Source organism: Streptomyces sp. NPDC006476 (assembly GCF_040612015.1).
Classification (GTDB): domain Bacteria; phylum Actinomycetota; class Actinomycetes; order Streptomycetales; family Streptomycetaceae; genus Streptomyces; species Streptomyces griseorubiginosus_B.
The window spans coordinates 82,153-96,411 of the sequence record NZ_JBEXPK010000028.1 but is presented as its reverse complement, the minus strand read 5'-3'; the positions used below and the strand labels follow the sequence as shown (position 1 = coordinate 96,411).

At 70.7% G+C, this 14,259-nt stretch carries 13 protein-coding genes; 9 read left to right on the top strand and 4 right to left on the bottom strand.

All coding sequences use genetic code 11. The features are described 5' to 3' along the window. Window positions 1-29: 29 nt before the first annotated feature. Complete coding sequence (locus tag ABZZ74_RS29155; protein WP_133047384.1) at window positions 30-521, top strand: RNA polymerase sigma factor; 492 nt, start codon at window positions 30-32, stop codon at window positions 519-521. 684 nt (window positions 522-1,205) lie between these two features. Here ABZZ74_RS29155 and ABZZ74_RS29150 read toward each other — a convergent pair. Continuing rightward, entirely contained in the window at window positions 1,206-1,517 is a 312-nt protein-coding gene (locus ABZZ74_RS29150) for a hypothetical protein (protein WP_356769891.1), read from the bottom strand. Between the two features lie 158 nt (window positions 1,518-1,675). Here ABZZ74_RS29150 and ABZZ74_RS29145 point away from each other — a divergent pair, with 158 nt between their 5' ends. Continuing rightward, window positions 1,676-2,194 carry a hypothetical protein gene (locus ABZZ74_RS29145; protein WP_356769889.1) on the top strand — a complete coding sequence of 173 codons (519 nt, stop codon included), beginning with the start codon at window positions 1,676-1,678 and terminating at the stop codon, window positions 2,192-2,194. Between the two features lie 299 nt (window positions 2,195-2,493). Further along, window positions 2,494-4,176: a sigma-70 family RNA polymerase sigma factor gene (locus tag ABZZ74_RS29140; RefSeq protein WP_356769887.1), complete on the top strand. Its 1,683-nt coding sequence runs from the start codon at window positions 2,494-2,496 to the stop codon at window positions 4,174-4,176. Here ABZZ74_RS29140 and ABZZ74_RS29135 read toward each other — a convergent pair. Next, a complete protein-coding gene (locus ABZZ74_RS29135; protein WP_356769885.1) occupies window positions 4,158-4,853 on the bottom strand; it encodes a glycerophosphodiester phosphodiesterase in 696 nt (231 codons plus the stop codon). The two genes, ABZZ74_RS29140 and ABZZ74_RS29135, sit on opposite strands and share 19 nt — an antisense overlap. A gap of 47 nt (window positions 4,854-4,900) precedes the next feature. Beyond that, window positions 4,901-5,962: an adenosine deaminase gene (locus ABZZ74_RS29130; RefSeq protein WP_356769883.1), complete on the bottom strand. Its 1,062-nt coding sequence runs from the start codon at window positions 5,960-5,962 to the stop codon at window positions 4,901-4,903. Between the two features lie 229 nt (window positions 5,963-6,191). Between ABZZ74_RS29130 and ABZZ74_RS29125 the strand changes: the two genes are divergently transcribed. After that, the gene (locus ABZZ74_RS29125) at window positions 6,192-7,034 is read left to right on the top strand and encodes a DUF4190 domain-containing protein (RefSeq protein ID WP_356769881.1); all 843 of its coding nucleotides are present in this window, start codon (window positions 6,192-6,194) and stop codon (window positions 7,032-7,034) included. Between the two features lie 704 nt (window positions 7,035-7,738). On the opposite strand, the gene ABZZ74_RS29120 is transcribed toward ABZZ74_RS29125, so the two are convergent. Then, a complete protein-coding gene (locus ABZZ74_RS29120) occupies window positions 7,739-8,308 on the bottom strand; it encodes an NADAR family protein (RefSeq protein ID WP_356769879.1) in 570 nt (189 codons plus the stop codon). 210 nt (window positions 8,309-8,518) lie between these two features. Here ABZZ74_RS29120 and ABZZ74_RS29115 point away from each other — a divergent pair, with 210 nt between their 5' ends. The 5 genes from ABZZ74_RS29115 to ABZZ74_RS29095 are packed head-to-tail and all read left to right on the top strand — an operon-like array spanning window position 8,519 to window position 14,240. After that, entirely contained in the window at window positions 8,519-10,060 is a 1,542-nt protein-coding gene (locus ABZZ74_RS29115; protein WP_356769877.1) for a gamma-aminobutyraldehyde dehydrogenase, read from the top strand. A 48-nt stretch (window positions 10,061-10,108) separates the two neighbouring features. Next, window positions 10,109-11,356 carry a spermidine/putrescine ABC transporter substrate-binding protein gene (locus tag ABZZ74_RS29110; protein WP_356769875.1) on the top strand — a complete coding sequence of 416 codons (1,248 nt, stop codon included), beginning with the start codon at window positions 10,109-10,111 and terminating at the stop codon, window positions 11,354-11,356. A gap of 5 nt (window positions 11,357-11,361) precedes the next feature. Continuing rightward, window positions 11,362-12,516: an ABC transporter ATP-binding protein gene (locus ABZZ74_RS29105; RefSeq protein ID WP_356769873.1), complete on the top strand. Its 1,155-nt coding sequence runs from the start codon at window positions 11,362-11,364 to the stop codon at window positions 12,514-12,516. Next, a complete protein-coding gene (locus ABZZ74_RS29100) occupies window positions 12,516-13,439 on the top strand; it encodes an ABC transporter permease (protein ID WP_356769871.1) in 924 nt (307 codons plus the stop codon). The genes ABZZ74_RS29105 and ABZZ74_RS29100 overlap by 1 nt, the downstream gene beginning before the upstream one ends. After that, the gene (locus ABZZ74_RS29095) at window positions 13,440-14,240 is read left to right on the top strand and encodes an ABC transporter permease (RefSeq protein ID WP_356769869.1); all 801 of its coding nucleotides are present in this window, start codon (window positions 13,440-13,442) and stop codon (window positions 14,238-14,240) included. Window positions 14,241-14,259 lie beyond the last annotated feature (19 nt).

The window sequence follows — 14,259 nt, the reverse complement described above, 5'->3', positions numbered from 1 at the left end:
GAGTGACCCCCCACGAACCCGGGAGAACGTTGAAACGGTCCCGCGAGAAGGCCGCGTCCGAGCTGTTCGCCGCCCTCTATCCGCGTCTCGCCGGCTGGTGCCGCCGTCTCGTCGACGACGACGAGACGGCCCACGAGATCGCCTCGGAGGCGTTCACCCGGCTGTGGGCGCGCTGGACGGCCGTCACCGAACCGCGCGGCTTCCTCTACGTCACCGCGGCCAACCTCGTCCGGGACCACTGGCGCAAGCTGGAGCGCGAACGCCGGGCCGTGCGGCGCGCCACCAACGAGGTCGCGGTGAGCCCGCCGACCGAACAGGCGGACCCCTCGGTGCGGCTGCTCGTGCAGTCCCTGCCCGAACGCCTGCGCGTCCCGATCCTGCTGCACTACTACGCTGACATGCCGATCCGGGAGGTGTCCGTGCTGACCGGACGCAAGGAGGGAACCGTCAAGGCCGACCTGCACGCCGCCCGTGAACTGCTCCGCGCCCACCTGAGGAGAAGCGTTGACCACACACTCTGACGAGGGCCCGGACTTCGACCACGAGAACGAGCCCGCAGCCCGCACCCCGGAGAACACCGGACAGGGCCCCGGCGGTGAGACTCCCGGACGTGGCGATCGCGGCCCCGGGGACGCGGGGTCGGGCACCGGGCCGGAGGACGCCGGTGAAGGCTTTGACTTTGGGGGTGCCGGGCGGGGCACCGGGCCGGAGGGCGCCGATGGGGGCTTCGGCGCCGGGGGTGCCGGGCGGGGCTTCGGTGCCGGCGACGACGGTCGGGGGCGAGGTACTGATGATGCCGGGCCGAGTTCGGGTCTTGGGGACACCGGGCGGAGCTTCCCTTCCACGGCCGCCGGGCGGGGCTTTGGTTCGCAGGACGCCGGGCGTGGGCTCGGTTCCGGCGACGGCGCGGGGCGTCTCGGGGCCTCGGACTTCGGGTCGGGGCACGTTCCTGACGGCGCCGGGCGGGGCTTCGGGTCCGGGGCCCCCCGGAGGGAATCCGGTGCCGGGGACGCCGGGTGGCGTTTCGAGGCCGAGGGTGTCGGGCGGGGTTTCGCGTCCGCGTATGGCGGGGGACCGGGGGTCGATTCCCCGGGTGGGCGTCGGGAGTTCGGTTCCGGCGGTGAGTACTTGGACCTCGGGCCCGACGACGAGCTCACCGTGCTTCTGCGCCCCCCGGCCGAGTACCTCGGCCCGCCCCCCGGTCGTTACGAGGCGATCCGGCGTGGTGCGTCCCGGCGTCGTCTTCTGCGCGCGGCCGCCGGTGCGGCACTGACGTGCGGAGTGGCGGCCCTGGTGATCCTGCCCCTGCGCCTGACGGCCTCCGACACCCCTTCCTCTCCGACGGTTCCGATGGCCCCGCCCCGGGTGAGCAGCCCCTCCGCCTCGCCGTCGTCCCGTACGCCGGCCCCCGAGCCGTCGAGTCCCGTACCCAGCCGGGACCGGCGCACCCTCGTCCCCAGCGAGCCGTCCACCGACCGCACCAGCCCCTCCACCGCCCCCTCCGCCCGTACACGCACGCAAGCCCCCTCGGCCCGCCCGTCCAAGACCCGCTCCGACGCCCGGGCGACCCCGACGAGCGTGCCCTCCGCCCCGGGAGGCCGCTGACCCAAGCCCAAGCCCAAGCCCTCGCCGGATTAGTTTTGAACACGTTCAATTACAGGCGTACCCTGCCGCCATGAGCGACAGAGCCGCCCTTCTCAAGGGCATCCGCGTCTGGCTGGTCCTGTTCGTCGTCTGCCTGGTGCTCAGCGGCGCCACGGCCTTCCCCCTGGTGCACGAACTGCGCTGGACCGAGGACGTGTTGCGGTCCCTGCCCACGCCGGACCCGCTCATGGACTGGATCGCCCGCGTCCGGCGCGGACTCGACACCGCCGACACCGACTACCCGTTCCTGCTCTACGGCACGGACTGGCTGGCCTTCGCCCACCTCGTCATCGCCGTCGCCTTCTACGGTCCCTACCGCGACCCCGTACGCAACATCTGGGTCGTCGAGTTCGCGATGATCGCCTGCGCCGGCATCATCCCGCTCGCCCTGATCTGCGGGCCGATCCGGGGCATCCCCTTCTGGTGGTCGGTGATCGACATGTCCTTCGGAGTGTTCGGGGTGATCCCGCTGTACATCCTGCGCAGGAAGATCAAGCGCCTCGAAGCGCTCACCCCGAACCCCGGCCCCACCCCCGCGCTCGCTACCTGAGCGTGGCCAGCGCGACGCGTTCGGCGACCGGGTTCGTCGACTCCCCCTCGGCGTCGGTCGAGTTGACCGAGCAGACGAGGGTACGGCCCAGGTCCCGGGCCGCCGCAACGACCGCGCCGTAGCCGTACCGCGCCCCGACTTCAGCCAGTACACCCGGCCCCCGTACTCGAACCGCTGAAGCCGCGCTGTAAGCGGCGCCCGGGCGCCGAAAAACTGTTATCGAGGGCCGGCCCGGACCGTCCCCGGGGTGTGATCTCCGACATTGCCAACAGCAGAGGCCCGGTTGAGAAGGTGCGGGTATGAGGACGCACGCCGACGCCGAGACGACCGGCCGGCGGCCCTGGCGCGCGACCATCGCCGCCGCGCAGGCCGGAGACCGGCAGGCGCTGGACGAACTGGTGGCGGGCTGGCTGCCGCTGGTCTACAACGTCGTCGGACGGGCCCTGAACGGACACGCGGACGTCGACGACGTCGTCCAGGAGACCATGCTGCGCGCCGTCGACAACCTCGGCTCACTGCGCGACCCGGACAGCTTCCGGTCCTGGCTGATGGCGATCGCCATGCGCCAGATACGGGACCGGGCGCGCCGCAGGACGCCCCGGCCGCTGGACGAGAACGCGGCCCAGGAGGCCGCCGACTTCGCCGAACTCACCGTGCTGCGCCTGCAGTTGGAGGGACAGCGGCGCGAGGTCGCGGAGGCGGTGCGCTGGCTGGACGACGAGGACCGGCAACTGCTGTCGCTGTGGTGGCTGGAGGTCGCCGGCGAACTGACCCGCCGCGAGCTGGCGGCGGCCGTCGGCATCAGCAGACAGCACGCCGCCGTACGCGTGCAGCGGATGAAGGAACGCCTGGAGACCTCGCGCGGGATCGTCCGCGCCCTCGACGGCGCCTGCCCCGAACTGCGCGAGCTGACCGGCCGCTTCGACGGCCGTCCCGACTCGGTCTGGCGCAAACGGCTGGCCCGGCACATCAGGGGCTGCGCCTACTGCGGTGACGCCCGCGAGGCCGTCGTACCGGCGGAACGCCTGCTCGTCGGCATCGCGCTCGTCCCGCTCCCCGTCGGCTTCACGCTGTCGCTCGCGCTCGGCGGCAAGACGGCCGCCGCCGCGACCTCCGTCGGCTGGTCCGCCAAGCTGCTCGGCGTCCTGACCAAGCCCGCGATCGCCGCGACGGCGGGCGCCACGATCGTCGCGGGCGGCGCCTACGTCGTCACCCGGCCCGCGCCCACCCCACCCCCGCGGGCGACCGCGACCGTGACGCCCACGGCGACGCCCGCAACCCACCGCCCGCCGCCGCCCCCCAGACCGAAGAACTCGCCTTCGCCGTCCCCGTCGGTCACCCATGAGAACACCGCGCTCTACGGCAGCGTCGTCGACGCCGTCGACCGGGCGCCCGACCCGGACACGCCGCCCGGGGCCCTGCCGCACCGCCCCGAGAAGGGCGTCACCAGCACCGGCGGCGCGCACGCCGTCCTGAACCACCGGGGCGACGGCGTGACGCTCAGTGGCGAGGGCTATGTCCTGGTGCGCTGGCAGATCTCACCGCAGTACCGGTCCGGCAGCCTGGTCCCGCCCTCCTGGACCGGCCTGAAGGGCAAGCTCTTCCACGTCGCCTCCGGCGGCGGGCGGCGCATGGACGACCCGGTCAGCGCGACCGACGCCACCGCCACCAGCATGGGTTCCAAGGCCACCGGCTACGACGTGCTGCCGGCCGGCACCCAGCAGATGTGGCAGAACGAGTACTTCTACCTCGACGGCAGCGTCACCCTCACCGTCAACGAACGCGGCGCCGACTACGGCCTCAGCGTCTTCCCCTCCACCTGGGGCGCGGCGGAGAAGGACATCACCACCGGCCCGCCCCAGGGCGCCGAGCGCTACGGCCTGGTCCGCGACACCGGCGGGGACGACACCCCCGTCCCGCAGTACGTCACCCGCTCGACCCCGGCCGACCCGGCGACGGTGCCTCAGCGCTCCCGCGTGTAGTCCCGCAGCGCGCACAGCAGGTCGATGCGGTTGCTGGTGATCGAGTCGACGCCCAGATCGATCAGCCGGCGCATGGAACGGCGGGTGTCCGGGGTCCACACGGACAGCAGATAGCCGTCGTGGTGGACGCGGGCCGCGAGGTCGCGGTCGACCAGGGAGAAACGGTAGTTGAGCCAGCGCGGCTTGATCGCGTCCAGCAGAGCGGGACGCGGGGGAGCCAGGCTGGTGCAGGTCAGGGCGATCTCCGCGGCCGGATCGGCGCCGCGCACGGCGAGCATCGCGGCGGCGTCGGCGCAGTAGTAGACCCGGTCGGCCGCGCCCGCCTCCCGTACGACGTCCACGACCGGCCGCGCGGTGCGCACCTCCCGGGTCCCCGGCAGGTCCAGCATCACCCGGCTGCCACCGGTCGCCGCGAGCGCCTCCGCGAGGGTCGGCACCGCGCCCGCCGTCAGCCCGCGCACCTCGGCCGCGGACAGCGCGAGCAGCGGACGGTCCTGCTCCCACAGCCGCTTCAGCGTCTCGTCGTGCAACAGCACGGGCACGCCGTCCTTCGTGAGCCTCACGTCGATCTCGACCGCGTCCGCGCCCCGGTCGAGCGCGGAACGCAGCGAGTCGATCGTGTTCTCACGGAAGCGGTAGGGGTCGCCGCGATGGGCCACGGCAGTCAGCGTCTGCATGCGCCCATTGTGTCGGGACGTACCGGGACCGGGGGAGGCGAGGTGATTCAGGGGGCGAGCCAGTCCGTCGTGTACGTGTCGATCTCGTCCTTGATACGGCGCTTGCCGGCCTCGTCCAGGAAGGACGCGTCGACCGCGTTCTTCGCGAGGTCGGACAGTCCCCGCTCGTCGAGGTCCAGCAGGCGGGCGGCGACGGCGTACTCGTTGTCGAGGTCGGTGCCGAACATCGGCGGGTCGTCGGAGTTGATCGTGACCAGGACGCCGGCCTTCACGAACTGCGCCAGCGGGTGCTCGTCGAGGGTGCGGACGGCGCGCGTGGCGATGTTGGAGGTCGGGCAGACCTCCAGCGCGATGCGGTGCTCGGCGAGATGGGCGAGCAGCTTCTGGTCCTGGGCGGAGCTGGTGCCGTGTCCGATGCGCTCGGCGCGCAGGTGGGTGAGCGCGTCCCAGACCGTCTCCGGGCCGGTGGTCTCCCCCGCGTGCGGCACGGAGTGCAGGCCCGCGGCGATGGCACGGTCGAAGTACGGCTTGAACTGCGGCCGCGGTACGCCGATCTCGGGGCCGCCGAGACCGAAGGAGACCAGGCCCTCCGGGCGCAGCCGGTCGTCGGTGGCGAGCCGCGCGGTCTCCTCGGCGGCCTCCAGGCCGGCCTCGCCGGGGATGTCGAAGCACCACCGCAGTACGGTCCCGAACTCGGCCTCGGCGGCCTTGCGGGCGTCCTCGATCGCCTCCATGAAGGCACGCTCGTCGATACCGCGCCGGGTCGAGGAGAACGGCGTGATCGTCAGCTCGGCGTACCGCACCTGCTGCCGGGCCAGGTCGCGCGCCACCTCGTACGTCAGCAGCCGGACGTCCTCCGGGGTGCGGATGAGGTCGACGACGGACAGATACACCTCGATGAAGTGCGCGAAGTCCGTGAACGTGAAGTAGTCGGCCAGGGCCTCGGGGTCGCTCGGCACCCGGGAGTCGGGGTGCCGGGCCGCCAGTTCCGACACGATCCGGGGGGAGGCGGAGCCGACGTGGTGGACGTGCAGTTCGGCCTTCGGCAGCGAGGCGATGAAGGCGTGCAGATCACGCGGCACACGCGGCTCGACAAGATGCTCGGACAAGGTTCCTCCCCGGAACGGCGCCCCGGGCGTTGCGGCACGGGACGCGGGTGATCGGCTGATCGATGACTCGAGATCATCGTAGGCCGGGGGTGACGGGTGGGCGGGGGTGGTGGCGTGGCTTTGGCTCGGGGGGTGCCGCGGTGGGGAGTTGGTGGTCGGTGACCGGGCGGTGAGCGAGGTGGGATGAGCATTTACCATGGCGTGACGATCGACTGAGGGGGACGGGGACGTGGCGGATCAGACACAGCCGGGTGGGGGCGCGGGAGCCGAGCAGGACCCGTGGGCGCCGCCGGAGCGCAAGACCTCGCTGGACAAGGGCACCTCATCAGCCCCCGGCACGCAGCCCGCCCCGCAGGACCGGCCGCCGTCCGTGCACGACCAGGCGACGGTGACGTCCTTCCCCTCAGACGGCTTCGGCCCACCGGCCCAGGGCACCCCCGGCCAGTCCACCCCCGGCTTCGGCGCGCCGGTCCAGCCCGCACCGGGGTCCGGTTTCGCCGCCCCGGGCCAGGACGCGTCCGGCCAGGGAACCCCCGCCCAGGGCACCCCCGGTTTCGGCGCCCCCTCCTACGCCCCGCCCGGCACCCCCGGCGCGCCGAACGGCTGGGCCGAGTCCGCCGTGCCGCCTCCGCCGGTCGCGCCCGGCGCGGGTGCCGGTCCGCAGGGGCCCGGCGGTGGGTACGGCTACCCCGCCTACCCACAGGGCTACGGCTGGCCCGGTATGCAGGCGCCCCCGCAGAACGGCATGGGCACCGCGGCGATGGTGCTGGGCATTCTGTCCTGCTGCCTGTTCTGCCTCTACGGCATCGTCGGCCTGATCCTGGGCGTCCTCGCGGTCGTCTTCGGCGTCAAGGGCAAGCGGCGCGCGGACCGTGGCGAGGCCACCAACCGCGGACAGGCCCAGGCGGGCTTCATCACCGGCATCATCGGCATCATCCTGGGCCTCGCCACGATTGCCGTGCTGATCGTCGGCATAGCCCTCGCCATCAACGACGAGAAGAACCGCACGGACGACGAACCGTCCTACAACTCCGCCCCCAGCATCTCCGCACCACTCCTCACCCAGGCCTGACGGCCCAGGACTGACGGCGCAGGACTCACGGCGCAGGACTGACGGCGCAGGACTCACGGCGCCCGGCTGGCGGCGGCTGGCTGACGGTGCAGGTCTGATGGCGCTCGACTGACGGTGCAGGTCTGACGGCGTCCGGTTGACGGCGCAGGATCGGCGGCGCTGGCCGCGCGGGTCTGACGGCGCTCGACTGACGGCGTCCGACCGGCGGCCAGGACTGACCGCGCAGGTCTGGCGGCGCAGAACTGACCGGGCAGGTCTGGCGGTGCCCGGCTGACGGCGCTTGACTGGCGGAGCTCGACCGACGGCGCAGGTCTGACGGCGCATGACTGGCGGCGTCAGACTGACGGCCCAGGACTGACCGGGCAGGTCTGGCGGCGCCGAACTGACCGGGCAGGTCTGACGTCGCCCGGCTGACGGCGCAGGACCGGCGACGCACGACTGACGGCGCAGGGCTGAGCGCGGGCGAACCCCCGCTCAGCCCTCGGTCAGCCCCCGCCCACATGTCCCGCAGGCGTCCCCCGCGCCTTCATCAACGCGATCCCAGCAGATCCCGCCCCTGCTCGACCCTCTCGAAGCCGCCCAGTCCACTACGGGACCGCCGATCCAGCCCCGGCTCACCGTCCCGGATCCGCCCCCGTCTCCCCTACGGGACCTCAGTCGAATCAGCCCAGGTCAGCTCTGCCGAAACCAACCCCGCCCCCGGCTTACCCCTCCCGCAACTGCCCCCGCGCCTCCATCAGCGCGAACCCCAGCAGGTTCGGTCCCCTCCACCGCTCCGGATCCGTCGCCGCCTCGTCGTCCGCCGGGAGGCCGATGCCCCATACGCGGTCCACGGGGCTCGCCTCCACCAGCACCCGATCACCCGTGCCCAGCAGAAAGCCCCGCAGGTCGGCGTGTGCGGTGAACTTGTGGACGCTGCCCTCGACGACGATCCCGAAGCGCTCGCGCTCCCAGACCGCCTCTTCGAAGCCCCGCACCAGCCGCCCCGCCTTCTTGGCCTGCGAGGGATGCCCGGCCTCCAGGACCCGCCGCTCCGCCTCCGCGTCCCCGAACAGCCGCGCCTTGCGCGCCATCATCCAGTGCTCGGCGGTCGCGTAGTTCACCCCGTCCACCGTGAACGGCGACGGCCACCACTGGCTCAGACAGCTCGCCCCGACCTGTCCGTCCGCCCGCGGCCGATGCCCCCAGAAGTGCAGGTACTTGATCTTCGCCCCCGCGCGGACCTCCCTGACCAGGGCCTCCCGCGAGTCGATCCTCCCCGTGATCCTCTCCATGCATGCGAGTCTCGCAGCCACCACTGACACTCCGTCCCCCCTTTTCCACCCTCACTCGACACCTGGTCGACAGATTCCGTCGCGTAACCGAAAGGCAACAACGGAATCACTTGTCGACGGCCATTCGCTCTGTCAGGATCGGCACTCAAATCGAGCTGGAGCTACGCCACCCGCCCCCTTTCCCCGTGGGCGACGGCGGAGGAGAGCGACATGCAGAACCCGGGCACAGCCACCCCGGAACGATTCCCCGCGCAGGACCGCCTCGCGGACGGCGCGCAGTACATCGCGGGACGCCTGACCAAGGGCACGTCCGGCCGTACGCACGCCGTCGTCGACCCGGCGACCGGCGAGGAGGTCTACACGTACGAGCTGGCCGGCCCGGACGACGTGGACGCGGCCGTCGCCGCCGCCCGCGACGCCTTCCCGGGCTGGGCGGGTGCCACCCCGGGCGAGCGCTCGGACGCCCTGCACCGCTTCGCCGCCGTGATCGCCGACCGTGCGGAGGAGTTCGCGCGCGCCGAGGCACTGCAGTGCGGCAAGCCGCTGAAGCTGACCCGCGAGTTCGACGTGCCGGGCACCATCGACAACACCGCATTCTTCGCGGGCGCCGCCCGGCATCTGCAGGGACAGTCGGCCGGCGAGTACTCCGGCGACCACACCTCGTACGTCCGCCGCGAACCGATCGGCGTCGTCGGCTCCATCGCGCCCTGGAACTACCCCCTCCAGATGGCCGCCTGGAAGATCCTCCCGGCGATCGCCGCGGGGAACACCATCGTGCTGAAGCCCGCCGAGCTGACCCCGCTCACCTCGCTGCTGTTCGCCCAGGCCGCAACGGACGCCGGCATCCCGGACGGTGTCGTCAACATCGTCACCGGGACCGGCAAGGAGGCCGGCGAGCACCTGGTCGCTCACCCCGACGTCGCGATGACCTCCTTCACCGGCTCCACCGCCGTCGGTAAGCGCGTCGCCGAGATCGCCACCGCGACCGTCAAGCGCCTGCACCTGGAGCTCGGCGGCAAGGCCCCCTTCGTCGTCTTCGACGACGCCGACCTGGAGGCGGCCGTCAACGGGGCGGTGGCGGGCGCCCTCATCAACACCGGGCAGGACTGCACGGCCGCCACGCGCGCGTACGTGCAGCGGCCCCTCTACGAGGCGTTCGTGGAGCGGACGGCCGCCCTCATGGAGACCGTCCGTCTCGGCGACCCGTTCGCGCCGGGCACCGACCTCGGACCGCTGATCTCGCACGTCCAGCGCGACCGCGTCGCCGGTTTCGTCGAGCGGGCGCGCTCCTACGCGCGCGTGGTCACCGGTGGTGAAGTTCCGCAGGGGGAGCTGAAGAACGGCGCCTACTACCGCCCGACCCTGGTCGCCGACGCCGCACAGGACAGCGAGATCGTCCAGTCCGAGATCTTCGGCCCGGTGTTGGTGGTCCTGCCGTTCGACAGTGACGATGAAGGCATCGGACTGGCCAACGACACGCCGTACGGTCTCGCCGCCTCGGCCTGGAGCCGGGACGTCTACCGGGCGAACCGCGCGACCCGCGAGATCAAGGCGGGCTGTGTGTGGGTCAACGACCACATTCCGATCATCAGCGAGATGCCGCACGGCGGGTACAAGGCGTCCGGCTTCGGCAAGGACATGTCCGCGTACTCGTTCGAGGAGTACACCCAGATCAAACACGTCATGTTCGACAACACGGCGGTGGCCCGCAAGGACTGGCACCGCACGATCTTCGGGGACCGACAGCAGTAGAGCAGGCCGCCCGACCCGCGGCCGCGACTCCCGAAAGGGCAGCAGCGCATGGAGCAGTACGAGCCCGACCGCCTGTCACCGGCCGTGGCGGCCGCGATGCGGCGCAGCCTTCGCAACGGCCGGGCGGCGATGACCCGCCGGTCCCTGTTGCGCGCCTCCGCGGGCGGCGCGCTCACCCTCGGCGGCCTCGGCGCGCTGAGCGCCTGCGGCATCCCCGCGGCCGGCAAGACGAGCGGCGGTGTCTCCGCGGACGACCACTCGGCCAAGGAGAAGGAGGTCAACTTCTCCAACTGGCCGGAGTACATCGACGTCGACGACAGCGGGAAGCACCGCCCCACGCTGGACGCGTTCCGCAAGCGGACCGGCATCACGGTCAAGTACACCGAGGACATCAACGACAACGACGAGTTCTTCGGCAAGATCCAGCCGCAGCTCGCCGCCGGGCAGGACACCGGCCGTGACCTGATCGTCCTCACCGACTGGCTGGCGGCCCGCATGATCCGGCTCGGCTACGTGCAGAAACTGGACGCGTCGAACCTGCCGCACGCCTTCGCCAACCTTTCGGACCAGTTCCGCAGTCCCGACTGGGACCCGGGCCGCGCCTACTCGTACGTGTGGCAGGGCATCTCGACCGTCATCGCGTACAACAAGAAGGCGCTCGACGGTGTCGAGGTGAAGTCGGTCTCCGACCTGCTCGACAACCCCAAGCTCAAGGGCCGGGTCGGTCTCCTGACCGAGATGCGTGACACCGTCGGCATGACCATGCTGGACATGGGCAAGGACCCGGCGAAGTTCACCGACGACGACTACGACGCCGTCATCGCCCGCCTCCAGAAGGCCGTCGACAAGGGCCAGATCCGCCGCTTCACCGGCAACGACTACACGTCCGACCTCACCAAGGGCGACTTCGCCGCGTGCGTGGCCTGGGGTGGCGACATCGTCCAGCTGCAGGCGGACAACCCGCACGTCGGCTACGTCATCCCCGACAGCGGCTACATGACCTCGACGGACAACATGATGATCCCCAACAAGGCCCGTCACAAGACGAACGCCGAGCGGCTCATCGACTACTACTACGAACCCGAACCGGCCGCCGAGCTCGCCGCCTACGTCAACTACGTCAGCCCCGTCGCGGGAGTGGTGCCCTACCTTGCCAAGATCGACAAGTCGGCGGCGAGCAACCCGTTGATCGTCCCCGACCGGGCCATGCAGGCCAAGTCCCACGCCTTCCGCGCCCTGAGCTCGAAGGAAGAGACGGCCTACCAGCAGAAGTTCGCGAAGCTCACAGGGGCGTGACGAAGATGACCAAGGACACCAGCGGCGACGTCCGCCTCTCCGGTATCAGCAAGACGTACGACAACGGTTTCACCGCCGTGCACCCGCTCGACCTGACCGTGCCGCAGGGCTCCTTCTTCGCCCTGCTCGGCGCCTCCGGCTGCGGCAAGACCACCACCCTGCGCATGATCGCCGGCCTGGAGGACCCCACCAGTGGCACCGTCCACCTCGGCGAGCAGGAGGTCACCCAGCTCCCGCCCTACAAGCGGCCGGTGAACACCGTCTTCCAGTCGTACGCCCTCTTCCCGCACCTCGACATCTTCGAGAACGTCGCCTTCGGCCTGCGCCGGCGTGGCATCAAGAGCGTGAAGAAGCAGGTCGAGGACATGCTGGAGCTGGTCCAGCTCGGCGAGCAGGCCCGCAAGAAGCCGCACCAGCTCTCCGGCGGCCAGCAGCAGCGCGTCGCCGTCGCCCGCGCCCTGATCAACCACCCCAAGGTGCTCCTGCTCGACGAGCCCCTCGGCGCCCTCGACCTCAAGCTGCGCCGCCAGATGCAGCTGGAGCTCAAGCGCATCCAGACCGAGGTCGGCATCACCTTCATCCATGTCACGCACGACCAGGAGGAGGCCATGACCATGGCCGACACGGTCGCCGTGATGAACGCGGGCCGCGTGGAGCAGCTCGGCTCCCCGACTGACCTGTACGAGAATCCGCAGACCACGTTCGTCGCCAACTTCCTCGGCACGTCCAACCTGATCGAGGCCGAGGTCGACTCCAAGAGCGGCAACGACATCGTGCTGAAGGCGGGCGGCGGCAAGCTCGTGCTGCCCGAGGCGCGCTGTTCGGCGCCCACCACGACCGGCGGCAAGGTCCTGGTCGGTGTGCGCCCCGAGAAGATCTCCCTCACGCACGCCGACGACGCGGGCGAGATCGCCGAGGGCCGCAACCGCATCACCGGAAGGATCGCCGACTCCTCCTTCATCGGCGTCTCCACCCAGTACGTCATCGACAGCCCCGTCTGCCCCGAGTTCGAGGTCTACGCGCAGAACATCGACCGCGACGCCCGGCTGGTGCCCGGCGCCGAGGTCGTCCTGCACTGGAACCCGGCCCACACCTTCGGCCTCGACGCGGCTCAGGACATCGACGCCGGTGTCGCCGAGGTCGAGGAGGAGGCCGCCTGATGGCCGCCGTCACCGAGGCGCCGCCCCTGGCGCCGGCCCCCGAGAAGAAGCCCCCGCGCAAGCGGGGCCGCCTGGTGCCGTACTGGCTGCTACTGCCCGGCATCCTCTGGCTGATCATCTTCTTCGCGCTGCCGATGATCTACCAGGCCTCCACGTCGGTGCAGACGGGCTCCCTGGAGGAGGGCTACAAGGTCACCTGGCACTTGGCCACCTACTGGGACGCCCTGTCCGAGTACTGGCCGCAGTTCCTGCGCTCGGTCCTCTACGCCACCGCGGCGACCGTGCTGTGTCTGCTGCTCGGGTACCCGCTGGCCTATCTGATCGCGTTCCGGGCCGGACGCTGGCGGAACCTGATCATGATCCTGGTGATCGCGCCGTTCTTCACCAGCTTCCTGATCCGCACCCTGGCCTGGAAGACGATCCTCGCCGACAACGGCCCGGTCGTGCACACGCTCAACTCGCTGCACATCCTGGACCTGACCAACTGGCTGGGCTGGACGGCCGGCGACCGTGTGCTGGCGACACCGCTCGCGGTCGTGTGCGGACTGACGTACAACTTCCTGCCGTTCATGATCCTGCCGCTGTACACCTCGCTCGAGCGCATCGACGGACGGCTGCACGAGGCGGCGGGCGACCTGTACGCGAAGCCGTTCACCACCTTCCGCAAGGTGACCTTCCCGCTGTCGATGCCGGGCGTGGTCTCCGGCACGCTGCTGACCTTCATCCCGGCGGCCGGCGACTACGTCAACGCGGACCTGCTCGGTTCGACGGACACCCGCATGGTCGGAAACGTCATCCAGACGCAGTTCCTGAGAATTCTCGACTACCCGACGGCCGCCGCCCTTTCCTTCATCCTCATGGCCGCGATCCTCATCATGGTCACCTTCTACATCCGCAGGTCCGGGACGGAGGATCTGGTTTAAATGGCCCTCGTCAACTGGCTAAAGCGCCATCTCGTCGTCATCGCGGGGCTGATCACCCTCGGATATCTCCTGCTCCCCAACGTCATCGTGACGGTGTTCTCCTTCAACAAACCAAAGGGGCGCTTCAACTACGAGTGGCAGCAGTTCTCCCTGGACGCCTGGAAACAGCCCTGCGGGGTCGCCGACTTGTGCGGCTCGCTCTCCATCAGCCTGCAGATCGCCACGCTCGCGACCATCGGCGCGACGATCCTCGGCACGATGATCGCCTTCGCGCTGGTCCGCTACCGCTTCCGCGCGCGGGGCGCCGTGAACTCGCTGATCTTCCTGCCGATGGCGATGCCCGAGGTCGTCATGGCGGCCTCGCTGCTCACCCTGTTCCTCAACCTGGGTGCCCAGCTGGGCTTCTGGACGATCCTGATCGCCCACATCATGTTCTGCCTCAGCTTCGTCGTCGTCGCCGTCAAGGCGCGCGTGATGTCGATGGACCCGCGCCTCGAGGAGGCCGCGCGGGATCTGTACGCCAGCCCGGCGCAGACCTTCCTGAGGGTCACCCTGCCGATCGCGGCGCCGGGAATCGCCGCGGGCGCGCTGCTGTCCTTCGCGCTCTCCTTCGACGATTTCATCATCACCAACTTCAACGCGGGCTCGACCGTCACCTTCCCCATGTTCGTCTGGGGTTCGGCACAGCGCGGAACGCCCGTTCAGATCAACGTCATCGGCACGACCATGTTCCTGGTCGCCGTCCTGCTGGTCCTGACCTCCATGGTCATCGGCAATCGCCGCAACAGGCAGAAGGCATAAGCACCTGTAGGGAGTTGAA